Source organism: Glutamicibacter nicotianae, from assembly GCF_006539525.1.
Taxonomy (GTDB): domain Bacteria; phylum Actinomycetota; class Actinomycetes; order Actinomycetales; family Micrococcaceae; genus Glutamicibacter; species Glutamicibacter nicotianae.
Genome location: NZ_BJNE01000004.1, coordinates 219960 through 244875, shown reverse-complemented (window position 1 = coordinate 244875; position 24916 = coordinate 219960). Strand labels below are relative to the sequence as shown.

Annotated in this window: 31 protein-coding genes and 4 tRNA genes; 21 read left to right on the top strand and 14 right to left on the bottom strand. The window is 61.3% G+C overall.

All coding sequences use genetic code 11. The features are described from left to right. Positions 1–277: 277 nt before the first annotated feature. Positions 278–799: a hypothetical protein gene (locus tag ANI01nite_RS07415; RefSeq protein ID WP_121865956.1), complete on the bottom strand. Its 522-nt coding sequence runs from the start codon at positions 797–799 to the stop codon at positions 278–280. Between the two features lie 234 nt (positions 800–1033). Between ANI01nite_RS07415 and ANI01nite_RS07410 the strand changes: the two genes are divergently transcribed. From ANI01nite_RS07410 to ANI01nite_RS07380, 7 genes are read left to right on the top strand one after another with little or no spacing between them, the layout of a single operon-like run. Further along, positions 1034–1591, top strand: coding sequence for a dihydrofolate reductase family protein (locus tag ANI01nite_RS07410; protein ID WP_038992024.1), 558 nt, complete (start codon positions 1034–1036; stop codon positions 1589–1591). A gap of 4 nt (positions 1592–1595) precedes the next feature. Continuing rightward, positions 1596–2669, top strand: a complete 1074-nt coding sequence (locus ANI01nite_RS07405; protein WP_141357076.1) for a glycerophosphodiester phosphodiesterase — start codon at positions 1596–1598, stop codon at positions 2667–2669. Between the two features lie 5 nt (positions 2670–2674). After that, positions 2675–3361, top strand: a complete 687-nt coding sequence (locus ANI01nite_RS07400) for a serine-tRNA(Ala) deacylase AlaX (protein ID WP_038992022.1) — start codon at positions 2675–2677, stop codon at positions 3359–3361. Continuing rightward, the gene (locus tag ANI01nite_RS07395) at positions 3342–4073 is read left to right on the top strand and encodes an AzlC family ABC transporter permease (RefSeq protein ID WP_236641124.1); all 732 of its coding nucleotides are present in this window, start codon (positions 3342–3344) and stop codon (positions 4071–4073) included. The genes ANI01nite_RS07400 and ANI01nite_RS07395 overlap by 20 nt, the downstream gene beginning before the upstream one ends. Further along, entirely contained in the window at positions 4070–4387 is a 318-nt protein-coding gene (locus ANI01nite_RS07390; RefSeq protein WP_141357073.1) for an AzlD domain-containing protein, read from the top strand. Before ANI01nite_RS07395 ends, ANI01nite_RS07390 begins: the two co-directional genes overlap by 4 nt. A gap of 53 nt (positions 4388–4440) precedes the next feature. Then, complete coding sequence (locus tag ANI01nite_RS07385) at positions 4441–4761, top strand: thiamine-binding protein (RefSeq protein ID WP_038992021.1); 321 nt, start codon at positions 4441–4443, stop codon at positions 4759–4761. Beyond that, positions 4758–5447 (top strand): O-methyltransferase, encoded by a 690-nt coding sequence (locus ANI01nite_RS07380; protein ID WP_141357071.1) that lies wholly within the window; start codon positions 4758–4760, stop codon positions 5445–5447. Before ANI01nite_RS07385 ends, ANI01nite_RS07380 begins: the two co-directional genes overlap by 4 nt. Positions 5448–5456: 9 nt before the next feature. Here the strand turns inward: ANI01nite_RS07380 and ANI01nite_RS07375 are convergent, their stop codons facing one another. Continuing rightward, on the bottom strand, positions 5457–5837 hold the full coding sequence (locus tag ANI01nite_RS07375; RefSeq protein WP_141357069.1) for a hypothetical protein: 381 nt from the start codon (positions 5835–5837) through the stop codon (positions 5457–5459). A 152-nt stretch (positions 5838–5989) separates the two neighbouring features. On the opposite strand from ANI01nite_RS07375, the gene ANI01nite_RS07370 reads away from it, so the two are divergent. Both ANI01nite_RS07370 and ANI01nite_RS07365 read left to right on the top strand, forming a co-directional pair. Beyond that, positions 5990–6496 (top strand): GNAT family N-acetyltransferase, encoded by a 507-nt coding sequence (locus tag ANI01nite_RS07370; RefSeq protein ID WP_255314452.1) that lies wholly within the window; start codon positions 5990–5992, stop codon positions 6494–6496. Between the two features lie 16 nt (positions 6497–6512). Then, positions 6513–7316 (top strand): spermidine synthase, encoded by an 804-nt coding sequence (locus ANI01nite_RS07365; RefSeq protein WP_141357066.1) that lies wholly within the window; start codon positions 6513–6515, stop codon positions 7314–7316. Here ANI01nite_RS07365 and ANI01nite_RS07360 read toward each other — a convergent pair. Beyond that, positions 7313–7822, bottom strand: coding sequence for a DUF2087 domain-containing protein (locus tag ANI01nite_RS07360; protein ID WP_170214597.1), 510 nt, complete (start codon positions 7820–7822; stop codon positions 7313–7315). The two genes, ANI01nite_RS07365 and ANI01nite_RS07360, sit on opposite strands and share 4 nt — an antisense overlap. Before the next feature lie 91 nt (positions 7823–7913). Beyond that, positions 7914–9365 carry an NCS2 family permease gene (locus ANI01nite_RS07355; RefSeq protein WP_141357062.1) on the bottom strand — a complete coding sequence of 484 codons (1452 nt, stop codon included), beginning with the start codon at positions 9363–9365 and terminating at the stop codon, positions 7914–7916. A 169-nt stretch (positions 9366–9534) separates the two neighbouring features. Here ANI01nite_RS07355 and ANI01nite_RS07350 point away from each other — a divergent pair, with 169 nt between their 5' ends. After that, positions 9535–10512, top strand: a complete 978-nt coding sequence (locus tag ANI01nite_RS07350) for a universal stress protein (RefSeq protein WP_066143486.1) — start codon at positions 9535–9537, stop codon at positions 10510–10512. 77 nt (positions 10513–10589) lie between these two features. Here ANI01nite_RS07350 and ANI01nite_RS07345 read toward each other — a convergent pair whose 3' ends face one another. Both ANI01nite_RS07345 and ANI01nite_RS07340 read right to left on the bottom strand, forming a co-directional pair. Further along, positions 10590–12227, bottom strand: a complete 1638-nt coding sequence (locus tag ANI01nite_RS07345) for a C40 family peptidase (protein ID WP_141357060.1) — start codon at positions 12225–12227, stop codon at positions 10590–10592. Between the two features lie 676 nt (positions 12228–12903). Then, entirely contained in the window at positions 12904–13275 is a 372-nt protein-coding gene (locus ANI01nite_RS07340; RefSeq protein ID WP_066143491.1) for a metallopeptidase family protein, read from the bottom strand. Positions 13276–13413: 138 nt separating this feature from the next. Here ANI01nite_RS07340 and ANI01nite_RS07335 point away from each other — a divergent pair. The 4 genes from ANI01nite_RS07335 (at position 13414) to ANI01nite_RS07320 (ending at position 13872) form a co-directional block, all read left to right on the top strand. Next, a tRNA-Glu gene (locus ANI01nite_RS07335) sits at positions 13414–13486 on the top strand. Positions 13487–13541: 55 nt separating this feature from the next. After that, positions 13542–13615, top strand: a tRNA-Asp gene (locus ANI01nite_RS07330). 49 nt (positions 13616–13664) lie between these two features. Continuing rightward, positions 13665–13737: transfer RNA gene (locus tag ANI01nite_RS07325), tRNA-Phe, on the top strand. Between the two features lie 61 nt (positions 13738–13798). Continuing rightward, positions 13799–13872: transfer RNA gene (locus ANI01nite_RS07320), tRNA-Asp, on the top strand. Positions 13873–13945: 73 nt separating this feature from the next. On the opposite strand, the gene ANI01nite_RS07315 is transcribed toward ANI01nite_RS07320, so the two are convergent. Together ANI01nite_RS07315 and ANI01nite_RS07310 are read right to left on the bottom strand one after the other, a co-directional pair. Continuing rightward, positions 13946–14800: a DUF8083 family protein gene (locus ANI01nite_RS07315; RefSeq protein ID WP_255314451.1), complete on the bottom strand. Its 855-nt coding sequence runs from the start codon at positions 14798–14800 to the stop codon at positions 13946–13948. A 2-nt stretch (positions 14801–14802) separates the two neighbouring features. Then, on the bottom strand, positions 14803–15603 hold the full coding sequence (locus tag ANI01nite_RS07310) for an exodeoxyribonuclease III (RefSeq protein WP_121865965.1): 801 nt from the start codon (positions 15601–15603) through the stop codon (positions 14803–14805). 105 nt (positions 15604–15708) lie between these two features. On the opposite strand from ANI01nite_RS07310, the gene ANI01nite_RS07305 reads away from it, so the two are divergent. Then, on the top strand, positions 15709–16761 hold the full coding sequence (locus tag ANI01nite_RS07305; protein ID WP_141357058.1) for a 3-hydroxyisobutyryl-CoA hydrolase: 1053 nt from the start codon (positions 15709–15711) through the stop codon (positions 16759–16761). Beyond that, on the top strand, positions 16758–17654 hold the full coding sequence (mmsB, locus tag ANI01nite_RS07300) for a 3-hydroxyisobutyrate dehydrogenase (protein ID WP_121865967.1): 897 nt from the start codon (positions 16758–16760) through the stop codon (positions 17652–17654). The genes ANI01nite_RS07305 and mmsB overlap by 4 nt, the downstream gene beginning before the upstream one ends. Here mmsB and ANI01nite_RS07295 read toward each other — a convergent pair. Beyond that, positions 17649–18152 (bottom strand): MarR family winged helix-turn-helix transcriptional regulator, encoded by a 504-nt coding sequence (locus ANI01nite_RS07295; protein ID WP_038992010.1) that lies wholly within the window; start codon positions 18150–18152, stop codon positions 17649–17651. The two genes, mmsB and ANI01nite_RS07295, sit on opposite strands and share 6 nt — an antisense overlap. 73 nt (positions 18153–18225) lie before the next feature. Between ANI01nite_RS07295 and ANI01nite_RS07290 the strand changes: the two genes are divergently transcribed. The 4 genes from ANI01nite_RS07290 to ANI01nite_RS07275 all read left to right on the top strand — a co-directional run bounded on the left by ANI01nite_RS07290 (position 18226) and on the right by ANI01nite_RS07275 (position 20421). Further along, entirely contained in the window at positions 18226–19368 is a 1143-nt protein-coding gene (locus ANI01nite_RS07290; protein WP_141357056.1) for an acyl-CoA dehydrogenase family protein, read from the top strand. Between the two features lie 116 nt (positions 19369–19484). Then, positions 19485–19688 carry a hypothetical protein gene (locus ANI01nite_RS07285; RefSeq protein WP_141357054.1) on the top strand — a complete coding sequence of 68 codons (204 nt, stop codon included), beginning with the start codon at positions 19485–19487 and terminating at the stop codon, positions 19686–19688. After that, positions 19685–20125 carry a hypothetical protein gene (locus tag ANI01nite_RS07280; protein ID WP_141357052.1) on the top strand — a complete coding sequence of 147 codons (441 nt, stop codon included), beginning with the start codon at positions 19685–19687 and terminating at the stop codon, positions 20123–20125. The genes ANI01nite_RS07285 and ANI01nite_RS07280 overlap by 4 nt, the downstream gene beginning before the upstream one ends. Next, positions 20122–20421: a winged helix-turn-helix domain-containing protein gene (locus ANI01nite_RS07275; protein ID WP_038992006.1), complete on the top strand. Its 300-nt coding sequence runs from the start codon at positions 20122–20124 to the stop codon at positions 20419–20421. The genes ANI01nite_RS07280 and ANI01nite_RS07275 overlap by 4 nt, the downstream gene beginning before the upstream one ends. Before the next feature lie 3 nt (positions 20422–20424). Here ANI01nite_RS07275 and nadE read toward each other — a convergent pair whose 3' ends face one another. Together nadE and ANI01nite_RS07265 are read right to left on the bottom strand one after the other, a co-directional pair. After that, complete coding sequence (gene nadE / locus ANI01nite_RS07270; RefSeq protein ID WP_141357050.1) at positions 20425–21249, bottom strand: NAD(+) synthase; 825 nt, start codon at positions 21247–21249, stop codon at positions 20425–20427. Between the two features lie 92 nt (positions 21250–21341). After that, complete coding sequence (locus ANI01nite_RS07265) at positions 21342–21779, bottom strand: MarR family winged helix-turn-helix transcriptional regulator (RefSeq protein ID WP_038992004.1); 438 nt, start codon at positions 21777–21779, stop codon at positions 21342–21344. Between the two features lie 39 nt (positions 21780–21818). Here ANI01nite_RS07265 and pyrE point away from each other — a divergent pair, with 39 nt between their 5' ends. Beyond that, positions 21819–22376 carry an orotate phosphoribosyltransferase gene (gene pyrE / locus ANI01nite_RS07260; RefSeq protein ID WP_174787674.1) on the top strand — a complete coding sequence of 186 codons (558 nt, stop codon included), beginning with the start codon at positions 21819–21821 and terminating at the stop codon, positions 22374–22376. Positions 22377–22716: 340 nt separating this feature from the next. Here pyrE and ANI01nite_RS07255 read toward each other — a convergent pair whose 3' ends face one another. The 3 genes from ANI01nite_RS07255 to ANI01nite_RS07245 are packed head-to-tail and all read right to left on the bottom strand — an operon-like array spanning position 22717 to position 24898. Then, the gene (locus ANI01nite_RS07255) at positions 22717–23442 is read right to left on the bottom strand and encodes an ABC transporter permease (RefSeq protein WP_141357048.1); all 726 of its coding nucleotides are present in this window, start codon (positions 23440–23442) and stop codon (positions 22717–22719) included. After that, positions 23439–24224: an ABC transporter ATP-binding protein gene (locus ANI01nite_RS07250; protein WP_052253849.1), complete on the bottom strand. Its 786-nt coding sequence runs from the start codon at positions 24222–24224 to the stop codon at positions 23439–23441. Before ANI01nite_RS07250 ends, ANI01nite_RS07255 begins: the two co-directional genes overlap by 4 nt. A gap of 35 nt (positions 24225–24259) precedes the next feature. Then, positions 24260–24898: a TetR/AcrR family transcriptional regulator gene (locus tag ANI01nite_RS07245; protein WP_038991997.1), complete on the bottom strand. Its 639-nt coding sequence runs from the start codon at positions 24896–24898 to the stop codon at positions 24260–24262. Between the last annotated feature and the right edge of the window lie 18 nt (positions 24899–24916).

Below are 24916 nucleotides of genomic sequence, written 5' to 3'. Positions count from 1 at the left end.
TGCACTCGTTTAATTGCCGCGGCTGTTGTCCAGCCTCGCAGCCGGCCCATCATCGAGGTATGGCTGAGAAAGCGTCGCTCCTGTCCGCAGGACCGGCGATCGCATCACTGGTGTTTGATGACGTTTTTGCTATCGGAATAGCGTAGTTCACGCTGCATATCCCGTAGACCCTGATCAAAGTTCTACTGATCGTGCTTGCCGTCGCGTTGATTGGCGCTGCCGCGGGAACAATCGCCGTGGCAAGGGCTTGTTTCATCCGATCCAAGAATTGAGAAGGCTAATGGGCCGCTTCTTCAGATTCAATGACTGAAGCGAGCGCCAAATCTTCAACCGTGAGCATCACGGTGCTATCCCGCCGATTGAATAACTGCAAGGTGATGCTCCGGCCATTGCATCGCCAAATGCGAATGGACTGATCCTCGTCTTCCCAGGGGCGTTCCGGAGCGCCATACACCTCTGAGAGTTCTGCCTGCAAAACAGCAAACCCAGACCGGGTGACTGGATCTTGGGGGACCCGAGAACTGTAGAGGAACGTACAGACACTGAGGAATTGTTGACGGTACGTATCCCAAGTACTCGATATTTTTCCTGGCAGGCCGAGGTCCAGACTCGTCATCTGATGAGGTGAATCCTGGTCGTCGGAATCAATCGCGGTGCCTGATACGAATCCAAGCGCATCGAACAGGGCCTCACGCTCAACTTCAGTCTTTGGCCAAGAGCCTTGGACCAAGCCCTGGATAATGGGCACAAGGTCGTGTGGGACAGGGGACAAACTGATGACTGAGTCTGGCTGTGTCATGCAGCGAGCCTACCTTTGAAGCATAGGATCGCGGAAGCCGAACTCGGCATGGCTGCCCGGCAGCGAGTACCCCGGTCTTGGACTGTGGACAGTTATTTCTGTCGCGATCGCGCAGTCCCCGTTCACCGCAAGTTCCCTGGTGCCCTAAGACAGCTGCTTGACGCAATAAGCGCCTAATCCTAGAGTCAGGGCACCGGGGTTCGTCCGGCAAGCAAATGGCTGCAGGAGCTTCTGATGGGTTTACTGGCATTTAGCTACAACGTCATGCTGGATGGCTGCGTCGATCATCGAGAAGGCATCGCCGACGATGAATCGCACGACTATTTCACGGGTCTGATGAATGCGCATGGAGCGATGCTCTGGGGTCGTGTTACCTACGAACTGATGGAGGAGTACTGGCCAGCTGTGGCTCGGGGCGACATCTCAGCGCCGCCAGCGCTGCTTCGCTGGGCACAGCAACTGGAGGCGAAGCCCAAATACGTTGTCTCGAGCACTCGCACGGCATATTCATGGAATAACTCCCACCTGCTAAGTGGAGAGCTGCGCGCCTGTGTACTGAGGCTGAAAGACCAGTACCCCGATGGTGTGCTTCTGGGCAGCGGCAAGCTGGCAACAGCTCTGGACAGGATGGAACTCATCGATGAGTACCACTTCCTAATTCACCCAGTTATCGCCGGCCATGGTCCAACGCTGCACCAGGCAGGGTTGCAGAAATCCCGTCATCTGGAATTGATCTCAGCGCAACCGCTCTCCAGCGGTGCAATTGCAGCCAGTTATCGGCGAGTTCGCTGATCCCATGCGGATGACGATTTTGCCTTGGGAATCCGGGGCAGAATCGGAAATGCAGACACCTTTTCTTGCCGGGGAGTTTCGAGTTTTTCATGATGGCCGCAGGAGCTTGCAACTGCACGCAAAAGACCTGAACGCAGTTGATGAAATATGCGTCGAGCCAAGGCTAATCTACAGTATCAAGGAGCGGGGATCGCGTAGCGTAGGAAGCATGGATACGCTTTTCTTCGCCCATCGCGGCAGCTCCCATAAATATTCGGAGAACACTCGTGCCGCCTATCTACAGGCCATCGACGAAGGTGCCGATGGAATTGAATGCGACGTCCATCTGAGCAAAGACGGAATCGTTGTTTGCCACCACGATCCAACGGTCGACCGCACCTCCGATTCATCCGGTCTCGTTGCCGGATATACCTTGGCGGAAATGAAAGCCATGGACTTCACCGGAGTCGTACCGAGCATCGTCCCGGCCGAGTATGGGACCGAAAACGAGCAGCTCCTGAGCCTCGGCGAACTCTTCGCTCTCATTGAAGAACGCGGCAAGCCAATTGGTTTGGCCATCGAAATCAAGCATCCAAGCCCCTATGGCCACCTGCTGGAAAAGGGCGTGCTGCAGGTCCTTGCAGCGCACGGGTTCGACCCGCAAACCGGGACCGCCGGCTCGCAGGGACAGATTGCCGTGACCTTGATGAGCTTCGAGCCGAATTCCCTGCGCTATCTGGCCCGCACGGTCAGCACTGCGCTGTTGTGCCAATTGATGACCGAAGTCAATCCGGACTACGTCCAGCAACTGATTGATTCGGGTGACGTGGGCAGGGCCGGTGTCTACGAGGTGCTGTACCGCTCCGTGCCTGAAGGAATCGAACTGATCAACGCAGGGGGAGCTGGAATCGTCGGATCCGGCGTCGCCTGGACCCGAGCCAACGAGCATCTTGTGCGACGGTGGCTGGAGCAAGGATTGAAAGCGCGGATCTGGACGGTCGACCGTCCGGCAGATGCGCAATTCGTGGTGGACCTGGGCGTTGGGGAACTGACCAGCAACCGTCCGGCAGAACTACGCAAAGAACTGGAGCTGAGCTAGGAAACATGAGCACCGAAGAAACCGCACAGGTCAATCTGTACCTGCAGGACACCTATGTTTTCGCCACCGAAGCTGAAGTCATTGCTGCGGGCAGCGATGACGAAGGCCAGTGGATTGCCCTTAGCCCGAATATCTTCCATCCGCGCGGCGGCGGCCAGCCTGAAGACTCGGGCACCGTAGACGGGCTGCCGGTATCGGTCCAGCGCGGCGAGAACGGTCTGGTGATCCTGTACGGTGCCGGCACCAAGCAGGTGGGAGATCGGGTCGAAGCCGAGATCGATGGCGAGCTGCGCCTTGCCCATGCAGCCCTGCACACCGCCGGGCACGTCCTGGGCTTTGCCGGTGAAGATCGCGGCTGGCAGCACAAGGGCCACTCGCACTTCCCCGGGCAATCCCGGCTCGACTTCGATCCGGTGACCGTTGATCTGCCGTTGGGCGATGAGAACGAACGGGCCGCGGCGAAGGCCATGATCCAAGACCGCGTCAATGAACTCATTGCAGGTGGCGGTGAAGTCACAACCACCATCGATGAAGAGGGCATCCGCACCGTGACCATCGCCGGGGTGAATGCTGAACCGTGCGGCGGCACCCACGTGAAGCATCTGGACCAGCTGGAGCACGTTGAAATCGGCGAGGCGAAGGTCAAACGCGGTGTCTACAAGGTCAGGTACGATGCCCGCCACGTCCGCTAGCTGGTTCACGCCTGCGACCAAGATGGGCCTTTCCATCGCGATCGCCACCGGGCTCTACGGCATTTCCTTCGGGGCGCTGTCCATCGCCGCGGGCCTGAATCTATGGCAAACCGTTGCGCTGAGCGCCCTGATGTTCACCGGCGGCTCGCAGTTCGCCTTTATCGGGGTCATCTCCGGCGGCGGTGCCGCCTCGGCGGCATTCTCCGCGGCTTCGCTGCTGGGCATCCGCAATGCCGTGTACGGGATGCAGATCAAGCAAACCTTGCGCCCGCTGGGACGGCAGGTGCCGTGGATGGCCCAGGTGACCATCGACGAATCCACCGCGGTGAGCTTGGGGCAATCGGATCCGGCGGAGAAGCGCCGCGGATTCATCGCCGCAGGTGCCGGCGTCTACGTCCTGTGGAACCTGTTCACCCTCGTTGGCGCCTTGCTCGGCGAACGCATGGGCGACCCTGCTGCGTGGGGCCTGGATGGCGCCGCGGTTGCGGCCTTCATCGGGCTGCTCTGGCCGCGGCTGAAATCAGTTGAACCGATCATGATCGCAATTGCCGCGGCGATCCTTACCGCGCTGGCGGTACCGGTGACCGCGCCGGGCTTGCCGATTCTGGTGACGGCGGCCTGCGCCGCGATCTACGCCGTGGCCACCGGCCGCCGTGCCCCGGCGGCGACCGAGCATGGTGAACTGGAAAGCATTGAGGAGGAGAAAGCGTGAACGAGTTGAGCTGGTGGATTCTCGGGGCCTGCCTAACGGCCTACGCCATCAAGCTCTGCGGCTTCTTTGTGCCCCGCAGGGTCTTGGACTCGCCGGCCATGTCCCATGTCGCCGCCACGCTGACCATCGCGCTGCTGTCTTCCTTGGTGACGGTGAATGCCTTCACCTCGGGACAGGAACTGGTCATCGATGCCAGGATTGGCGCTCTCGCGGCCGCGATTATTGCGCTGGTTTTCAAGGCGCCCTATCTTGTCGTCGTTGTTGCTGGTGCCCTGGCTGCCATCTTGCTCAGGGCGAGTGGACTGGCTGCCTAAATATTGCCTGCACGGCAGATGACAAGCCCAGCGCGTAGTGGGACAGTGGAAGCATGATTGTAGCTTTCTCAGTAGCACCTAGTAATGACAACCCCAATGGCTCGGTCCATGACGCAGTGGCTGAAGCGGTGAAAGTCGTCCGGGATTCCGGTCTTCCCAATCGCACCAGCTCCATGTTCACCGAGATCGAAGGCGAATGGGATGAAGTCATGGAGGTGGTCAAGCAAGCCACCATGGCTGCTGGCCGATTCGGTTCGCGCGTATCGCTGGTGCTGAAAGCCGACATCCGCCCCGGCTACGAGGGCGAGCTTGACGGCAAGATCCAGCGGCTCGAGAAGGCCATCAAGGATAGTGAGGAGAAAATGTCGTCATGATCCACCATTCAGCCGAACGCGATGCCGGGGCAGTCGACGAGTACCTGGAGCGGGAGCTGGGGCTGCGTGTTGACGCTTTGGAAGCAGGCCGCGAGCATTCCCATAGCGCCGGATTGCCGCGGATTGAAGTGAGCCCGGCCCAGGGCAAGTTCCTCCAGCTGCTCGCCGAGATCACAGGCGCACGCAGGGTCCTGGAAATCGGAACCCTCGGCGGCTACTCGACCAGCTGGCTTGCCCGGGGCGTGGGAGAAACCGGCACCGTCATCAGCTGCGAATTCGAGCCGCTGCACGCCTCGGTTGCACGCGAGAACTTGCAGCGGGCAGGGCTGTCCGAACGCGTTGAAATCAAGTTGGGCGCGGCCCAAGGTTCGCTGGATTCGCTGTTGTCCAAGCGAGTTGCGCCATTTGACCTGATCTTCATCGATGCAGATAAGCGCAACAACGTGGCCTACCTCGAACGGGCAGTGAAACTGTCGCATCCAGGGACCGTGCTGGTGCTCGACAACGTGGTGCGCAGCGGCGCGGTTTTGGATGACCCGGCTCGGCACGGGACGCAGGAGGCCGATGTGCGGGGGATCCAGGAGTCCTTGCGGTGGTTGCGCGATGATCCGCGCGTATCAGCCACCGCCCTGCAGACCGTGGGCGTCAAAGGCTGGGATGGATTCGCGCTCGCGCGAGTCCTCTAGCGGCCACGGCTAGCGCGTAGGAGAGTGCTCGGGGAGCTCGGCATCGAGTTCCCCGGCTTCGTCCTGCTTGAACGGCGGCGACTTCAGGATCAAGAAGTACACGCCCAACCCGCAAAGCACGCCCATCGGCGGGCCTACCCACAGGGCCTGCTCGGTGTTGCGCACCAGGCCCGCAACTACTGGACCAACCAGCATGGGGACGATGTAGTAGTAGTGGTCCGGCTCGGCGGGGCCCCAGAAACGTTCGAATCTGGCTAGAATGCTGAAGCCGGCGGCCAAGAGGACGCAACCGAGCAGAATCACCCAGAAGGTCGAGGAAAGGCTGATGGTCAGGGTCAGTGAACCGACAAGGCCACCGGTCAAGGCAGCGTACTTTTTATTCCGGTCCAAGCCCGAACCCCTTTTGAGCCAAGAAATTTGCAACTACATCAAAAGTTTTTCAAACATCTGGATAGTCCGCAATCCTACTTAAGTAGGAGGGTGCCTTGGTGAGTTGGAAGAAATTAGCGAAGCCACTGCCGTAGGCTAGAGAAGTGCCGCAAATGAACGACTATCGAATCCGACTGGCTACTGAACAAGACGTCCGCCCTGCACTGCAGATGAAATTGCACGCCTGGCGGGAAGCGTACGCCGCACTTCGCGATGAATCATTTTTCACCCACCACGAAGGCCAGCTCGATGGCCAGGTAGCCTGGTGGGAACGCGGGCTGGCATCCGGCGCGCAATTCTTCATCGCCGAAGACCGCGACGGACGCATCATCGGGGTAGCCGGCGGCACACCGGCCATCGACGAGGACAAGGACGCCGGAGTAGAGATCGAATTGGGCATGCTCTATGTCCTGGAACAGTATTACGGCACCGGACTGGGCCAGCACCTCCTCGATGTGGTCCTGGGAGAGCGCGATGCGCTGGTCTGGGTTTTGCAGGGCAACGAGCGGGCCCTGGCCTTCTTCGCGAAGCAGGGATTCACCCCCGATGGAACCAGCGAAGCCCTGGCTGGCAGCTGGAAAGGCTTGATCGAGCAACGGATGGTGCGCGCACGTGGCTAGGGATACCAAGGAATCAATGCTCGGAGAATTTCCGATCGACACCGGTACGGCGGTGATCGAGGCCGATCCCTACGGTGCCAACCGCTACATCCTGAAGGTCAACGGCGTGCCGTCCTCGCACGTGGATTTGGATGATCCGACCTATCTCGATTTCGAGTACATGCGCTGGATGGAACCGATCTTCACCATCGGTTTTCCTGCCGGGCAATTTGATGGCCGCGCCCGCAAGCTGCGCGTGCTCCACCTCGGCGGAGGCGGCTGCTCCATGGCCCGCTGGGTTGCCGCCAGCTATGAAAACGCCCGACAGGTCGTGGTGGAGCTGGATGCCAAGCTGGCCGAGCTGGTGCGCGTGAACTTCGAAGTGCCGCGTGCCCCGCTGGTGCGCCTGCGCGTGGGGGACGCGGCGCAGGTGCTGCCAACCTTGAGCGATGCGAGCCGCGATGTGATCATCCGCGATGTCTTTGCCGGCAGCACCACCCCGCGCGAGCTGACCACTGCCTCCTACGCCAGTGAAGCGCAGCGGGTGCTGGACACCGGTGGCGTCTACATCATGAATTGCGGCGATACCGCGGACCTGGCCGGCGCCAAGGCGGAAGCCGCGACGCTGCTGGAGGTCTTCGAGCATGTGGCCATGGTCGCCGACCCGCCGATGCTCAAGGGCCGCCGCTACGGGAACATCGTGTTCCTGGCCAGCGACGAGCCGCTCAAGCTCGGCCCGGCCTTCGAGCGCAGCCTGCGGACCGCGCCGTTGCCCGCGCAGCTGGTTGCCGGCGAAGCCGTGTGCCGCTTCGCCACTGGCGCCGCGCCGATTACCGGCTAGCTGACGGTGCCCATCCGGTAGCCGGTGCCGTCGGCGGCGCGCTGCAGCAGGCCGTGGTCGACCATGTAGCGGCGCAGCAGCGCGACGTCCGGGTGGAACACCCGCAGGCGTTCATTGAGCTGCTCTTCGCGCAGCTCTTCCCCATCGCCGATGACCGCGTTGCGCAGGTAGAGAACCACCTCGTGGCGGTCCGCCGGTTTCGCTGGGAGGGATTGCAGCTGGTGCCCGTCGAAGAAGCGGCGGATCCCGCTGCGGTTGGCCTTCGCGGCCGAGGCCGAGGCCAAGGTCTTCTCCAGCAGTTCATCATCCAGCGCCCACCCGGAGCCGTCGTGGCGCAGCAGCCCGATGCTGGCCCAGCGTTCCAAGTCCTTGCGCTCGGACTTGCTTGCTGGCTCGGGCGCCCCCTGCCCGCTGAGCACCGCGCCGAGAAGCCGGCGCATCGAAGGGTTCTTCAAGCCTGCTGCCACCTGGATCCACTGCCCGGCGGTATTCTGCTGTTCGCTCATAGGCCCCATCCTATCCAGTTCCCGCCGGTGCGAAGGCAAAAGGCGCCCCGCCATCGCGACTGCGATGGCGGGGCGCCGAAGGGCTGCGGGGCTACTTGACCCCGGCCCACATTTCAATCAGGCCGATGCCGAAGAACAGCACGAAGGCCGCGGAAACAACCCACATCAATGGGTGGATTTCCTTGGCGCGTCCCTGGGTGGCGCGGATGAACACGTAGGAGATGAACCCGGCGCCGATGCCATTGGCGATCGAGTAGGTGAACGGCATCAGGGTGAAGGTCAGGAAGGCCGGCAGCGCGATGCCCCAGTCGTTCCAGTCGATCTTGGAAACCTGGGTGATCATCATGAAGCCGACGACCACCAGGGCCGGAGCCACGGCTTCGAAAGGCACCAGGTAGATCAGCGGGCTCAGGAACATCGCCACGATCATCAGCAGGCCGGTGACCACCGAGGCCAGGCCGGTGCGGGCGCCCTCGCCGATGCCGGCGCCGGACTCCACGAAGATCTGCGCCGAGGAGCTCGAGGTGCCGCCGCCGACGATTGCGCCGGCCGCGTCCACCAGCAGGACCTTGTCCACATCGGGGATCTGCCCGTTCTCGTCCATGGAACCGGCTTCGGAAGCCAGGCCCACCATGGTGCCCATGGCGTCGAAGAAGATCGAGAGCAGGATGACGAAGGCCAGCAGCGAGGCGGCGGTGACGCCGATCTTGCTGAAGGCGCCGAACACGCTGACCTGGCCGATCAGCGACAGGTCCGGCAGGGTCCATTCAGGCAGCGACGGAACCACCAGCGACCAGGTGTTGGTTTCCATCGCGCCGATGTGGAAGACGGCTTCGAGGATGTTGGCGAGGATCGCGGAAACGACGATGCCGATCAGGATTGCGCCCTTGACCTTGCGCACCACCAGGGCCATGGTCAGCAGCAGGCCGACGATGAAGACCAGGATCGGCCAGCCCATCAGCTCGCCGTCGAAGCCCAGGCCCACCGGCACGGTGGTGTTCGCGGCATCCGGAAGGCGCTGGACGAATCCGGCATTGACCAGGCCGATCAGGGCGATGAACATGCCGATGCCCACCACGATCGCGGTCTTCAGCCCGGCGGGAACCGCGTTGAACACCGCGGTTCGGAATCCGGTAAGCACCAGGCCGAACATGACCACACCGGCAATGAGCACCAAGCCCATGACGTCGGCCCAGGTCAGTTCCGGGTTCGTGGCCACGGTGATGGCCACGAAGGCATTGACGCCCAAGCCGGTAGCCATGGCGAATGGGTGACGGGCCCAGATGCCCATCAGGATGGTCAGGATGCCGGCGACAAATGCGGTCACTGCGGCAACGCGCTGGATGCCCAACTCGCCGCCCGAGGAATCGGCACCGGAAAGAACCAGCGGGTTGAGGACGACGATGTAGCTCATCGCGAAGAAGGTGGCGATGCCGCCGCGAACTTCGGTGGAGAACGTTGAACGCCGTTCCGAAATCTTGAAATATCGGTCGATGCGTGCGCTTATAGCAGTCCCGGACGGGGATTTTGTGGAGGAGGGCATGGAAAAATTCTATGACGTTTCAGCCGCTGATTCATATCGATCCAGCTATTCAGTAGGCTGTACGCGAAAACTTTAGACCCAACTCACACCTAGAACTGCGGAAGCAAGTACATTGGTGGTAAGGGAAGTCACAACCCGTTGTATCTGAGGTATTTGAGGAGCGAGTCTGATGAGTGACGAAGCACCAGTAGCAGCAGAGAAGATCGAAGGAATTGTCGTTGGCGTAGACGGTTCCCAGCAGAGCAAATGCGCTTTGCGCTGGGCCGAACGCGAAGCGGTGCGCCGCGGCAGCGTATTGAATATCGTGTCCGCCTATACCATCCCGGTGTTTGCCGCATCCTCCATGGACGCGGGCTACTCAACCCTGGACGACGATCTGATCCGCGGGGGTGCCGAGGACATTGTGCGCCAGGCCCGTGCAGAGCTCGAAGGCAGCACAGCAACCATCCGCACCTATATCGAGTCCGGGGACCCGTCGGGCGTGCTGCTGGATCTGAGCCAGGACGCGGAATTGGTAGTAGTCGGAACCCGCGGCCGCGGTGGCTTCGTGGGCCGCCTGCTCGGTTCGGTCTCCTCGGCGCTGCCAGCGCACTCCAAGTGCCCAACTGTCGTGGTTCCGCTGGCCATGGCCAAGGAGCAGGAGGAAGCCGGCGCCGCCGTCGCGGCGGACCGCAAATGCATCGTGGTCGGCGTCGACGGCTCGGACCGCGCCCGTTCTGCGGTGCTGGCGGCAGCGGAGGCGGCCATCGCCAGCGACCTGACGCTGCGGCTGATCTGCGCGGTGCCGCCGGTGGGAGCGGCGCTGGCCTGGATGCCGGCGACCGTGGACCAGGAAGCCGTGCTCGAAGACGTGCGCTACCAGATGAGCGTGGGCACCAAATGGCTCAAGTCGCATTATCCGACGGTGAAGATCGAAACCGATGTGGTCTCCGGGCCGCCGGTTGAGGTGCTGATCCGCGAGTCCGAGCATGCGGTGCTGACCGTGACCGGCTCCCGCGGCCGTGGCGGCTTCACCGGGATGCTGCTCGGCTCGACCTCGCAGGGCGTCTTGCACCACTCCAAGGGACCGGTCATGGTTGTGCCGGACTCGGACGATCCTCGGCTGGAGAACCGCAAGGACTTCGACACCAGGGCGCAGGAGCAGTAGCCGCGCCGCAACAGCCAGCATGCACGAAGGCCGCGCACCCACCGGGTGCGCGGCCTTCGTGCTCGAGGGGATCCAGCTTAGTAGCGGGCTGCCTTCGGGTAGAGGTTGTTGACGTAGCTCAGCGGAGTCACCGAGATGCCGGCACTCGGGTTGCGAGCGTGGACTACCTGGCCGTTGCCGATGTAGATGGCTACGTGGTAGAACGAGGATCCGCCATTGGATGACGAGAACACCAGGTCGCCCGGGCGCAGATTGCTCAGCGACACGTACTGCGGGGCGCTGGCGAACTGCTGGGACGAGGTGCGTGGCAGGCTGATGCCGGACTTGCCGAAGGCGCGCTGCGAGAAGCTCGAGCAGTCGAAGGCATCCGGTCCGTTGGCGCCGTAGACGTAGTACTTGCTTGGATCATCTGCAGTATTCAAGGCCCAGGAAATCGCTGCCGAGTAGTTGCTGGACTGCGGAGCAATCTCAGGCTTCGGCTCTGGCTTTGGTTCCGGCTTGGGCGTCGGCTTCGGGGTGACCTTGGGCTTCGGCTCCGGCTTCGGGGTGGCCTTGGGCTTCGGCTCCGGCTTCGGTTCGGCCTTCTTGGTTGGCTCTGGCTTCGGTTCGGCCTTCTTGGTTGGTTCCGGCTTCGGTTCGGCCTTCTTGGTGGGTTCGGGCTTAGGTTCGGCCTTCTTGGTTGGTTCCGGCTTAGGTTCGGCCTTCTTGGTTGGTTCCGGCTTTGGAGCTGCAGGTGGCTCGGTGGTTTCCGGTTCTTCTTCAACCTGCTCAGGCTCAGGCTCGACCGTTTCCTCTTCAGGTTCGGTCTGCTGCAGCTCGCGAGGCTTTTCAATCGTGAGCGGCTGAATGGTGAAGATGTCCTTTTCGGGAACGTTGACGTTTTCCTCTTCGGCGATCACTTCCGCAAGAGTTTCTTCCTGCTCCTGCGCCTCGCGCTCTTCAACCGCCTGGCGGACCTCGGCTTCTTCCTTCTGCTTCAAGGTTGCAAGGTGGCCGATCAATTCATCGCGCAGCTGCTGCTCAGGTTCGATAGCCGCTTCGTAGATGGCCAAGGTGCTGTTCGCGGTCGCTGCAGCGGCGTCATAGTTCGCTGCGGCTTCCTGCGCGGCATTCTGTGCCGCGTCGGCGTACTCCTGCCAAGCCGAAACGAGGCCCTCGGCCTCGGTGGCGGTGTTGACGGACTGAACCTTCTGTTCGCTCAATGCGTCGATGGTAGCGGCCTTGTAGAACAGGTCGCCTTCCTGGTTGTCATCAAGGAGCAGGCTCAGGGTTGAGGTGCCAGCGCCGTTGCGGTAGATATCTGAGGCGATAGCGCCCAGATCGTTGCGGCTCTGCTCCAAGTAAGTCTTTGCGTACTCAAGCTGTTCAACGGCCTTCTCAGCTGCAGCGGTGCGCAGATCGCGCTCTTCGCCGGCAGTAAGCAGGGATTCCTGGGCTTGAGCGGCTTCGGTTTCAACGCGCTGCAACTCGGCACGGCTGGAAGCAAGGGAAGCTTCGATTCGCGCGATCATCGCGTTCGTCGAAGCTTTGTCCTTCTTTGCTTCCTGGACTTCCGCGTCCGACGGCAGCGCAGAAGTGCTTGGTGCGGCAGCGATCGCCACAGACTGAGGGAGTGAAGCTGAAGTAGATGCGGAAGCGGGCAAAGCGCCTGCAAGGCAGGACACCGCTAGGGCCAGGGTGCTTGCAGCAACACCGAGCGTGTGGCGAGTAGCCATATCGTTCCTCACTAAGTACATGGATGACGCGGAGCGCGTGAGTCGTGACTTTCAGCAATATGAAGGTCACGATTCGGATAAGACTCCAAATAGCACATTAGGCCAATTAAGACACGCTTGGCAACACTGTTCACATCAGTCACATGAATCCCATCCGTGTAATTCTCGGTCCTATTCGGCGATGATCTGCACAGATAATGGTTTTTCGGTCCTGTGTGACTTATCGAGAGCAATTGGGAAATAACTAATAGATGCGTCTCGCTTCGTTACCAAGGGCTTACTTGCCATGAAGTTTGGGTAACGTGCGGGGTGAATAGGTGCGGCTCAAAGCGTTGCCTTTAAAAGGGATCGTCCCTCGAAGTGCATGAAGTTCCTTTGCTGCCCACCGGACTTGGCCGTGGCGGCAAGGGAAAGTGGCCATGCCAAGTTCTTCCGGCGGCAATTTCTCGTCTCGCCGAGCTGGGCCGGCGCGAGTGCGGCAGTGCCGGCCTATTAAGCACCACTTTGGTTATAGGCATCGCAATTGAGCCGCGTCGCCTTCCGGGTGGAGGATGTGCCCCAGCGGCTAGTTTCGATCGCTGGCCTGTGGCCCTGGTCTCTCTCAGCTGGAGGCAGGCCGCCGGAATCTAATTGTTTTGTGAGGCAGATCTCAAAAGAAGATTTTGCGATTTCGGCGCTACGACCACCCTAATTCGTGCAATTTCGCATCGTCGATTCCGAAGTGGTGGGCCACTTCGTGCATCACCGTAATCCCGATTTCCCGCACCACTTCTTCACGTGTTTCGCAGGCTCGAAGCGTCGGATTCTTGAAGATCGTAATGCGATCTGGGAGTGCGCCGGCGCCCCAATCCAGGTCCCGTTCCGTGAGTGCGACACCCTCGTATAACCCCAGAATCTCAGGGTTTTCCGGCTCTCCAGGGAGAGGCTCGTACTCGTCTTCGATGAAGAAGATGACGTTGTCCATCATTGCGAAGGCGGCCTCTGGAATCGCGTCGATAGCCTGTTCGACCAGGGCTTGGAATTCGTCGTCATCCATCTCGAAAAGCATGGTTTCAGACTATGCCTGTGCACCCGATTTGGCATGGGCAAAACCCGCCCAGGAGCCGATTTTGCAAAAGCAAAAAACACTGCGTATAGTTATTGGAGTCCGCTACGGAGAAGCAAGAAACCGAAGCGAACAACTTAGGCCCCCATCGTCTAGCGGCCTAGGACACTGCCCTTTCACGGCAGCGGCACGGGTTCGAATCCCGTTGGGGGTACAAGCAACCACTTAGTGGTTGCCAGATGGAGAAATCCATTGGCTTGCGAAAGCAAGGCCCTGTAGCGCAGTTGGTTAGCGCGCCGCCCTGTCACGGCGGAGGTCGCGGGTTCAAGTCCCGTCAGGGTCGCTCAATTTACTATTCCAATAGTAAATTTGGTGTCCACTTAGTGGTACCAGGCTCTGTAGCTCAGTTGGTAGAGCGTTCGACTGAAAATCGAAAGGTCACCGGATCGACGCCGGTCGGAGCCACGCAGGCCCTCGGTTCATCCCGGGGGTTTTACTGTGTGACTTGAATTTATTCAAAGCACCAGGCCCTGTAGCGCAGTTGGTTAGCGCGCCGCCCTGTCACGGCGGAGGTCGCGGGTTCAAGTCCCGTCAGGGTCGCATACTAAACAGAAGCTCCGGATTCCGGAGCTTTTGCTGTATCCGGGGACAGATAGCTAGTTTGCGCGACTAGCTAGTTTGCGCGACCCAGATGCCGCGGGCCGATCCAGCGACTGCTCAGCCGGCGGTATGCCGCAGCGGCACTCGTCAGGTCCTCGTCTTCCAATGCCTGAATACCGTGCATCAGATCATTCACGGATTCATCTGGCCACACAATTTCTGCCAGCAGTCCATAATCCAGTTCAATCACCGAGCGGCTGTCGAAAGTTTCCAGCCAGCCGCCCAGGCTGCCCAGCTCCTCGAAAAGCTGCGACTGCGGCGCATGGGTCGCCAGCGTCTGCACTGCCCAAGACAGGCGATTAATGGCCTGCTCGAAGGATGCGTACATGCGAACGGATTTCAACTGCTCGCCGCTATGCACCAGCTCGTGCTCGTCATCTTCGCGGAAGAGGGCGAACCAGCCAAGCGGGATGCCCCACGACGAGGTCCTCGTGTGCAGATGGGTCAGGTCTTTGGCCAGGCGGTCGGCATCAACGCGTTGGGCATTGGCCTGCCGCGCTGCCGGCGGCACCAGCAGGTCGAACACCTCGGTCCGCATGGCTTCTTCGGCTTGTTCGGCGGCGAGCAGGCTGCGTGCCTGCAGCTGTCCTGGGCAGTACCGGGTGTGCTCGGTGCCTTGGTAGTCCAAGGACTTCACGCTGCGGAAGAATTCCGGCTCGTCGTGCGGGAACGGGTCGGAGACGTTGCGCAGGGTGCGGCTCCAGAGCCGCTCGTTCTCGAAGGCGTCCCATTGCTCCCCGGTGCGCCGGGGAGTGCGCAAGATGATGGACTGGGCCCAATCCTCAAAGGCATCCAGCGGCTCATAGACGCGAAGGTGCGCTGTGGCGGCCGTCAGCTCTGCGGCGGGCCCAGTCATCTTTGCCGTCATGACTAGCCGGCCAGCTCCACGATGACCGGGGCGTGGTCGCTGGCGCCCTTGCCCTTGCGTTCCTCGCGGTCAATGCTCGCACCGATTACCCGTGCGGTGAGCGCCGGCGAGGTGAGCGAGAAATCAATGCGCATGCCTTCGCCCTTCGGGAAACGCAACTGCGTGTAGTCCCAATAGGTGTATTGGCCTTCGGTATGCGGGCGCACCACATCGGTGAAGCCCAGTTCCTCGAAGGCAGCGAAGGCGGCACGCTCTGGTGCTGACACGTGGGTCATCTTGTTCTCGATGAAGAAGTCGATGTCCCAGACGTCTTCGTCCTTTGGCGCGATGTTCCAATCGCCCATCAAGGCAATCTGCGCCTGGGGATTCTGCTCCAGCCAGCCGGCGGATTCCTGCTTGAGCACGTCCAGCCAGTTCAACTTGTAGCCCATGTGCTCGTCATCCAGCGCGCGCCCGTTCGGGACGTACAGGCTCCAGATGCGCACCCCGCCGCAGGTTGCCGCGATGGCGCGAGGCTCTTGGATCGGGTTCTTTCCGGCCTTGCCGAATTCCGGCTGCCCAGGGAAGGTGCGTTCAACATCTTCGAGGCCAACGCGGGAAGCGATGGCGACGCCATTCCACTGGTTGACTCCGAAGTGCGCCACCTCGTAGTCGTTGTTCTCGAACAGTTCCCAGGGGAAGTTGTCGTCTTTGCACTTAGTTTCCTGGATAGCCAGGACATCTACATCGGTGCGTCGCAGCCAATCCTCAACACGGTCGGCGCGGGCTCGCAGCGAGTTCACATTCCAGGTTGCAATCTTCACTAGTTCAACCTATCAAGTTTGCTGTCCTGTGCCACTTCAATTTAGTTGGAAGTCCGAGTATATTCGACACCAGTAGGTGACCTCAATCACTCAAAGGAGAGTCTGTTGCCTGAGATTCTGACCGAACGCCGGGGGCACCTGGGACTCATAACGCTGAACCGGCCCAAGGCCCTCAACGCGCTCACCACGGACATGTGCCGGGAATTCCTCGACGCCCTGCTTCAATGGCGCAATGACCCTGAGATCGCCCAAGTAGCGGTCATGGGCGCTGGGGAGCGCGGCCTGTGCGCCGGTGGGGATATCGTGGCGATCTACCGGGACATCCTGGACCGCAGTGGCGCTTCGGCCGACTTCTGGCGTATTGAATACCAGCTCAATGTCCTGATCGACGAGTACCCCAAGCCGTACATTGCGCTCATGGACGGAATTGTCCTTGGCGGCGGCATCGGCATTTCGGCGCACGGCAGTCATCGCATTGTTACTGAAGCCAGCCGGTGCGGCATGCCGGAAGTCGGCATCGGATTCTTCCCAGACGTGGGTGGAACGCATTTGCTGGCGCGTGCGCCGCATGCCGCCGGACGCATGGCGGCCCTGACCGGAATGAAATTCGGCGCCGCCGACACCATCGCCTTGGGCCTGGCCGACTCCTATGTGCCGCAGGAGAAGATCCCTGACTTGCTCGCCGAGCTGGAAACCCAGCCCGCTGCGGCAGTGCTGGCCGACTATGCGCAGAGCCCGAAGCCCGGATTCCTGCACGAAGAATGGGTGCAGTCCTTTGGCGAGGAAAGCATCCCAGCAGTAGTGCATGCCCTGGAGCGCAACGACTCTCCGCAAGCCCAGGAAGCGCTGAAGGCATTGGCCGCTGCCTGCCCAAGCTCGGTACGCCTAGCCGAAGAACTCCTTCGCCTGGCTGGAGCCGATTTGAGAACGGATCTGCAGCGGGAATACCGGGCCGCCGTGCATCGGCTCGACGACCCAGATTTCGCCGAGGGCATTCGCGCCGCAGTGGTCGACAAGGACCGCAATCCGCAATGGACCGAAACTGTCCCCGGCCAAACTCCGGCCCAACGCACGCAAAGGCACTTGGCACCCTTGCCAGGAGCAGAACTGACTTTCGCACTGCTCGCTGAAGATCTAGAGGAAAAGAGCCACTCATGAGCGTCAAACCAGTTATCGGATTCCTCGGCATGGGCCATATGGGACTGCCCATGGCCATTAACCTGCACAAAGCCGGCTACCGGATCAAGGGCTTCGATGTGGTTCCTGCCGCGGTGCAGGCGGCCGCAGAAGCAGGCATAGCCACCGTGGCAACAGGCGCAGAGGCGGCCACCGATGTCGATATCGTCATCACCATGTTCCCCTCGGGCAAGCACGTGCTCGATGCCTACCGTGAATACCTGCTGGAGAGCGCCAAGCCCAATACGCTCTTCCTGGAGTGCTCCACCATCGATGTAGCACAGGCCCGTGAAGCGGCGCAGCTTGCGGTTGACGCGGGGCATCGCAGCGCCGATGCCCCGGTTTCCGGAGGCGTCGTCGGGGCGGAAGCGGGGACCCTGACCTTCATGCTCGGTGCGCAGTCCGAGGATCTCGAGGAGATCACCGGTGTGCTTGAGCATATGGGCAAGCGCATCGTGCATTGCGGCGGATACGGCGCCGGACAGGCCGCCAAGGTCTGCAACAACATGCTGCTGGGCATCTCGATGATTGGCGCTGCCGAGGCGTTCGTGCTCGGAGAACGGCTGGGCCTGGAGCACCAGGCGCTGTTCGATGTCATTTCCTCGGCCTCGGGACAGTGCTGGTCGGTGACGACCAATTGCCCTGTACCTGGGCCGGTGCCAGCCTCTCCTGCCAATCGCGACTACCAGCCGGGATTCGCCGCCGCATTGATGGCCAAGGACCTGGGCCTGGCAGCCAGTGCGCTGGAGCATACGACGACCGATGCCCAGCTCGGCTCCCTTGCCGCGGCGCTGTACCGCAAATTCAGCGATGAAGGCAATGCGGGCACCGACTTCTCCGGGATCATCAACGCGATCCGCGACGGCTCGCTATAGGAAGTCCCCGGAGGCCTTGCGGAAGCGGGCCAGGATTTCGAAGATTTCGGTTGCGTCGGTGCCCGAAAGATTGCTTCGGGCGAAGAGCTTTTCGTTCAGGTCGTCACGGGCCGCGGGCAGCACCTGCTGGCCTGCGGTCGTGAGCTCCAATAGCCGGGTGCGGCCATCGGTTGGGTGCGGGATGCGCCGCACCAAGCCGGTGGCTTCCAGCCGGTCTACCGAATTGGTCAGGCTGGTTGCGTGAACCTGCAGCAGCTGGCTGGCCTGGCTCATGGGCAGGGAACCGCGCTTCGAGAAGCCGAGCAGGGCGAGCACTTCGAATCGCGCAAACGTCAGTCCGTGAGGCTTGAGGATGGCGTCGGCCCGCTGCAAGTAGATCGATGCGGTGCGCATCACCGCGGTAATCGCGGCCATGGAATCGGCCTCGGCTGACCACCCATGGGAAATCCACTGTTCCCTGGCTTGCGCGATTGGATCGCGTGGCAGCGGAGAAGTCATTTGCATACCCCCCAAAAGAAGACTTAGTCCAACAATATACTTGGACTTCCTATGGTTTGGAAGGAATCCCCAGATGGACCTCTTGAATATGACCGGACAACTGGAGGAAGCCGAACGGCAGCGGCTGCGTGAAATCAGCCAGGTGGCGCAGCGCGAGGTGCGCCGCCAGTCGATTGGCTACTGGAACCGCGAAGAATTTCCCGCCGAGCTGATCGGCAAGCTGGCCGAATTGGGGCTGGGTGGTTTGCAGCTGGAGGACAGCTCTCATCTGCTGCGCGGGCTGATCCATGCAGAACTCGCCCGGGCCGATATTTCAACCTCATCAGTGGTCGGCATCCATAACGAACTGGTGCTTGGGATGATCCACGAACTGGGGTCGGAGCAGCAGCGGGCGCGGTGGCAGGACAAGCTCGCCGGGTTTGAAGCCTTCGGCGCATTTGCGCTGACCGAACCGGAGCATGGATCGGATATCGCCGGAGGCATAGGCGCCACCGCGCACCGCGGCGGGGACGAATACGTCATCAACGGCGCCAAGCGCTGGATCGGCATGGGTACGCTGAGCGATTTCGCGCTGGTCTGGGCCAAGGACGAGGAGACTGCGCAGATCGGAGCGTACCTCGTTGAATCGGACCGCCCTGGATACAGCGCCACCAAGATCGAGAACAAGATCGGGCTGCGCGGCATGCAGAATGCGGATATCCGGCTGGAGAATGTGCGGATTCCAGTAGCGAACAAGTTGCCCGGGGCCACCAGCTTCGCCGCCGCAAACCAGCTGCTGATGCAATCGCGCGCTTGGGTGGGATGGCAGGCTGCCGGCGCGATGATGGCCACGCTCGACATCTGCAAGGCCTACGCCACGCAGCGCCAGCAGTTCGGCAAGCCGTTGGCCGCCTTCCAGCTGATCCAGCAGCCGCTGGCCGAAATCGCAGGCAATCTGGGCGCCTGCCTCTCCATGATGTGCGAGATTGCCCGCAAGCAAGAGCGTGGAAAACTGCGCATGGAGGATGCTGCCATGGCGAAGTCGACTGCCACCCGCCTGGCAAGGGAGTCGGCCGCGTTGGGCCGGGCGATGCTTGGCGGCAATGGCGTGGTGAGCGATTTCGAAATGGCCAAGGTCTTCTGCGATGTCGAAATTCTCCATACCTATGAAGGCACCTATGAGATCAACTCGCTGATCGTCGGGCGCGCGCTGACCGGAGTGAGCGCCTTCGTGTAGCCGGCTCCAGCGTCCTTCAAGATTTTTCTTGCCAAACCATAACAAGTACTTTCCAAAATGGAAAGCACTTGTTATGGTTAAGGAACAAGGAAGATCGAAGTCAAAGGAGCAGGGCAATGAAGATTCCATTCAGCACTTGGTACACCGTCATCATCGTTTCGGCAGGCCTGGCCTTCGCGGCAATGGCCATGACCGCCTATGCCACGGGCAACAACTCGCTGCTCTTCATCGGCATGGGCTTCTTCGTGGCCCTTTGCATGACCATGACTTCCATCCATGCCCAGCGTCAGCAGAAGGCCCGCAAGGCGGCCATCAAATGAGCCCCGACAAGGAAATGACTCCCGAAGAGCAACTCGCCGCCCTGGGGATGGCGCAACAGGGAATGCAGCGGGCTGCCGGATACGGTGCCAAATTGCTGGGCACCTATTGCATCATTCTGGGGGTCCTCATGGGCGGGCTGGCGGCGCTGCTGCAGCTCTATCGCCCCGACGAGAATTTCACCGGCTTCATCGTCATCATGGTTTTGTTTGCCATCGCCGTCATGGCTATTTCCTTGGCCTACGGGAAGCTCTACCGCTCGCTGCCGCGCGGGCATTCAAAAATGTACCTCCGGGGATTCACTATCAGCATGGTGCTTTATGCGGTGGCTGTTGCGTTGCTCGGAGCCGGATCCATGGGCTGGGGCGTCATCGCGTTGATCTGGATCATCGTTGCCGCACCGTTGTCGCTGACCGGAATTGCGATGGTGCGCAAGTGAGTTCCCATGCCCGTGAACGGCTCAATGATGATTTCTCCAACCCGGTGCGGCTTTCGCTAATGGGTTCCCTGCAAGCAGTAGACGAAGCTGACTTCAAATCCTTGAAGGAAGCCATCGGCATTTCGGATTCGGTGCTGTCGCGGCATTTGAGCGCACTGGAGGCCGGAGGGTACGTGCAGATCAAGAAGGGGTACGTGGGCAAAAGGCCCCGCACCTGGGCGAAGCTGACTTCGTCCGGGCAAGAGGCCTTTGCGCAACATGTCCAGGCGCTGAAGGAAATTACCGGATTGGGATAACTGCTAGGCGCGCCACCACTTGTCCCAGTAGGTGGCAGGCACGGTGCGCTTATGCCGTGATCCCAGGAAGCGCCGCTCGATGGCTTCGGCAGCGGACGGATCGATCTCTCGGCCCTCGAGGTAATCGTCAATCTGCGGATAGGTCAGGCCGAGCTCGTCTTCATCTGCGCGCAGGGGCTGGCCATCCAGCAGATCCGCGGTCGGCTCCTTGGCCCACAGCAGCTCAGGGGCCTGCAGCTCGCGCAGCAGCGCCTGGTTCTGGCGCTTGTTCAGCCCGGCCAAGGGCAACAGATCCGCTGCACCGTCGCCGAACTTGGTGAAGAAGCCGGTGACCGACTCGGCCGCGTGGTCAGTGCCCAGGACCAGCATCCCGCGGTCCCCGGCCATGGCATACTGCATCAGCATTCGGGAGCGGGCCTTGAGGTTGCCGCGGTTGAAATCGCTCAGCGCCGGGTGCCCTGCATCAGCCAGGGCCTCGTCGAAGGCAGCGACCGGCTTCTGGATGTTCACCTCGAACTGCTCGTCGGCAGCCACGAAATCCATGGCGGCTTGAGCATCGGCAGCATCCTTCTGCACGCCATGCGGCAGGCGCACCGACACGAAGCGGGCCTCGCCGCCAACATCTCGCACCTCTTCAACTGCCAGCTGGGCCAGACGACCAGCCAGAGTCGAATCGATGCCGCCGGAAATACCCAGCACGAATCCCTTCGCACCGGTGGCGGACAGATAGTCCTTGAGGAAGTCGATGCGCCGGCGGATCTCGCCGGCCGGGTCGATTTCCGGGCGCACGCCCAGCTCTTCAATGATCTTTGCTTGCAGTTCACGCATGCTTCTAATCCTAGGCATGAGCCATCGCCGTGCGGTACCGCTGCACCGGCTGGGAACGAAAGTTAATCTGTTCTCAACAAATCCCGGCGGGGCTATGCTGATTCCCGGTCGGGATCCCAGCCTAGGTTCCGGGCGATCTTCTCCAGGGTTTCAACCACAGCGTCATATTCGGAACCATCCAGGTCCTGGCCGAACTGGGTGCGGATCTTCTCCACCAGCTCGCTGAGCTTGAGCAGCGAAGTGTGCCCACGCTCGGTGATGGAATATTCGCCGTTCACTGCCGTAACCCAACCTGATTCGATCAGCTCGGCAAGGTGTTCCCGCAATGATTGCGGTTCATCCGGGGAAGCGAAGAATGGGGAAAGCCCGGCGTCCAGCTGCGCCTCGGTGGCAGGCTGCTGCTCCAGCAGGTTGAGCACCTGCCATTGCCTGCGCGTCACACCGTGTTCTTCCAGAGTCGCTGCAAACTGCTCGTCAATCAGCGAATCCACCAATTTCAACCAGTAACCCAAGGGGCGTTTTGCGTTCATGAAATCAGCCTAGCCATGATGCCGACTAGAATCGAGGGTATGAGCGAAACCAGCGCGCGTGAGCGACTAAAAGAACTGATCCAAGAACTAGCCATTGTGCGCGGCAAGGTCACCTTGTCCTCGGGCAAGGAAGCCGATTACTACATCGATCTGCGCCGTGTCACCCTGCATCAGGAAGCATCCGGACTCGTTGGCGAAGTCATGCTTGACCTGCTGGACGAGGCCAAGCTGGAATTCACCAATGTCGGCGGCCTGACCATGGGCGCTGACCCGGTAGGCACCGCCATCATGCACACCGCACGTGCCAAGCAGCGCGCCATCGATGCATTCGTGGTCCGCAAGGCGCAGAAGTCCTACGGCATGGGCCGCCAGGTTGAGGGGCCAAGCGTTGAAGGCCGCGATGTCATCGTGCTTGAAGATACTTCCACCACTGGCGGCTCCGCGCTGACCGCTGTAGAAGGTGTGCGCAAGGCAGGCGGCAACGTCATTGCCGTGGCGGTGATCGTTGACCGCGACACCGGAGCCAAGGAACGCATCGAAGAAGAAGCCGGCGTCCCCTACCTGTTCGCCTACGGCAAGGACGAGCTGGGCCTGTAGCCAGCGAGTTTCCCCTGATTTCCGGCGGCGGGCCGGGCTTGCCCCAACAATGGCAGCCCGGCCCGTGGTGATTTAACACCCTTAGTGTTTGGCCAGCTATGGTCTTCGCCTGGAACATCGCGCGAAATCCGCCATGAATCCCCATATCCACGACGGGCTCTTGGCCCTGTTGCGACGACTGAGCGCCGGACAATGCGAAGTTGTCGTGAGCTGGCGAATTCACGTGGCAGGCGATCGCCTCGGCACTGGAAAACTCAAAATAGGCAGCTCATCAGAGATGCGGTCGGAACTAGTGGGACTCTATTGCGCTCGGATTTGCGCTCGCCGGTGCCAATAAGTCCTATGCGGTCCTGCGGCGCAGTGTCAGCGAGCCGACCAGCAGCGCTGCGGTGATCCAGGAGGCGATGACCAGCATGCTGCCTGCCGTCGCGGAATCCACTGTTCCCGCCGCGACATCTGAGAGGGCGTCGATGGCGTGGGACAGTGGAAGCCAGTCTCCAATGGCTTCCAGCACTCCGGGCAGCTGCTCGCGGGGCAGGATGATGCCGGCCAGCAGGAACTGCGGGATGACCAGTGCAGGCATGAACTGGACTACTTGGAATTCGGTGCGCGCGAAGGCGCTGGCCATCAACCCGAGACTGATTCCCAGCAGCGCGTCGAGGGCTGCCACGGCAAACAGCAGCCAGAAGCTGCCCTCGATTTCCAGGCCGCAAACCCAGATGGCGAAGTTGACAGCGATCATGGTTTGGAAAATCGCGACCAGGGTAAAGGCCAGCGCATAGCCGAAGATGAACTCGCCCTTGGCCAGCGGCATGCTCAGCAGGCGCTCGAGGGTGCCGCTGCGCCGCTCGCGCAGGGTGGCGATGCTGGTGACCAGGAACATCACCACGAAGGGGAACAACGCGATCATGGCCGGACCGATGCGGCTGAAGGCCGGGGTGTCGGTGAAGATCCAGGCGATCAGGCCGATCAGCAGGCTGGGCACGATGAGCATCAACGCGATGGTCCGCGGGTCGTGGCGCATCTGGGCCAAGACCCGCCCGGTGGTGGCGAGTGTGCGTTTCATGGCTGCTTCCCTTCCGCCGCGGCCCGATGCTTCGGAACAGATGCCTTGCGGCTTGGCGGCTGCGCGGTGCCGCCTGCCGCGATCAGCGCAACGAAAGCATCTTCGGGATTCTGCGCACCGGTTGATTCCATCAACGCTTCCGGGGTCATCTGGCCGAGCAGTTTCCCCTCGCGCAGCAGCAGTACTTCATCGCACCGCATGGCTTCGTCCATGACATGGCTGGAGACGACAAGGCAAAGGCCGGTGGCCGCCAGTCGCGAGAACATCGCCCACAAATCCGCCCGCAGGACAGGGTCCAAGCCCACCGTGGGTTCATCCAGGATGACAATGTCCGGCGAGCCGAGCAATGCGATGGCCAAGGACACGCGATTGCGCTGCCCGCCGGATAGATCCATGGCCAGCCGGTCGGACTGATCCGTGAGGTCCGTGGTTTCCATGACCCGCTCCACTTCGGCTGCCCGCTGCCCGAGGATCTTGGCGAAATAGGCGATGTTCTGCTTGACGCTCAAATCGTCATAGACGCTGGCGGCCTGGGTCATGTAGCCGACCCGATGGCGCAGGGATTTGTGCCCGGCGGGCTGTCCGAGAACGGTCACAGTTCCGCCGCTGATGATCTGGTTGCCCACGATGCTGCGCAGCAGGGTGCTCTTGCCGCTGCCGCTGGGTCCGAGCAAGCCGATGATCCGTCCCGGCGCTAGTTGGAAGCCCACCTGGTCCAGGACCAGGGACCTTCCGCGTCTGACCACGAGGCGCTGCACATCGACACAAGCCTTTTTATTCATCACATAATGAATTAGAGACCCCCGCCAGCGGTATGTCAATGGTCCAGCGCAGGCAATTCACCGGTGAGGTAGCGCTGGATAGTGGGAGCTACCAGCTCGATCACCTGCTCGTCATCCATGGAGGCCAAAGGCTCCAAGTCAATGATGTAGCGCGCGACAATGAGCCCGATAATCTGGCTGGCCACCAGGGCCACCCGGGGTTCGGCGCTATCTTCGGGTAAACGCGAACCCAAGCGCGAGAAGATCTCCTTCTGCAGGAAGGGGCGGAGGATCTTCGTCGCGCTGCTGCTGGAAATTAGTCCCCGGATCATGGCCGTTGCCGCCGTGCGGAAGGCGGGCTTGCGCCAGGTGGTGAGCAACGCGCGAACCAGCGCCTCGCCCATCTGCTCCAACGGCGCCGTGGCGGCCTGGGCAATGATTTCCCCTGGATTGACGGGGATGTGCATGGTCTGGACGAACAGGTCGTCCTTGTCCTTGAAGTAGTGGTGCACCAGCGCAGGATCCACCCCGGCTCGGCGCGCTACCGAACGGAGGCTGGCTGCCTCGTATCCGGCATGGGAAAATTCCTTGGAGGCGGCCCTGAGGATGGCCGCCTTGGTTGTCCCGGTGGTGCTGCCCTTGGGGCGCCCGCGCTTCCGCGCACCCGGAACCTCGTTCGGTACTTGCTCGCTCACGGTCTCAGCATACGTCCG